We start from the raw sequence: 556 nt of genomic DNA on the forward strand, positions 1-556 counted from the left end.
GCGCCAGGTACGCGCCGCCGCCGAGCGCGTCGAACTCGGCGGGCTTCTAGAGCGCAAGCCCGGTCAACTGTCCGGCGGACAAAGACAGCGCGTGGCGCTCGGTCGTGCCATCGTGCGCACGCCCAAACTTTTTTTGATGGACGAACCTCTGTCCAATCTCGACGCCAAGCTACGCGTCTATATGCGCGCGGAGTTGAAGCACCTGCAGCGCGACCTCGCTACCACCACGATCTATGTGACGCACGATCAGGTCGAAGCGATGACGCTGGCTGACCGTGTCGCCGTGATGGCGAACGGCAGACTACAGCAGGTCGGCACACCCCTCGACATCTACAACACGCCGGCAAACGTCTTTGTTGCCGGCTTCCTCGGCAATCCACCCATGAACCTGCTTCCGATAACAATTGCCGACGGACGGGTGCAGGATTCCGAGTTGACGCTTGCGGCTCCGGCCGGCGTGAACGGCGCGATCACCGTCGGCCAGCGGCCGGAAGATATGCGGCTCAGCGAAACAGACGCGGGTAATATGGCCGGCGAGGTTTATACCACCGAACTA

Annotated in this window: 1 protein-coding gene; it reads left to right on the plus strand. The window is 62.2% G+C overall.

The genetic code is table 11. The annotated features are described in order from the left end of the window. Positions 1 to 556, plus strand: a 556-nt coding sequence (locus EH240_RS37405) for an ABC transporter ATP-binding protein (protein ID WP_125007286.1), incomplete at both ends; no start/stop codon positions are given.

Origin of the sequence: Mesorhizobium tamadayense (genome assembly GCF_003863365.1) — a bacterium.
Classification (GTDB): Bacteria; Pseudomonadota; Alphaproteobacteria; order Rhizobiales; family Rhizobiaceae; genus Mesorhizobium; species Mesorhizobium tamadayense.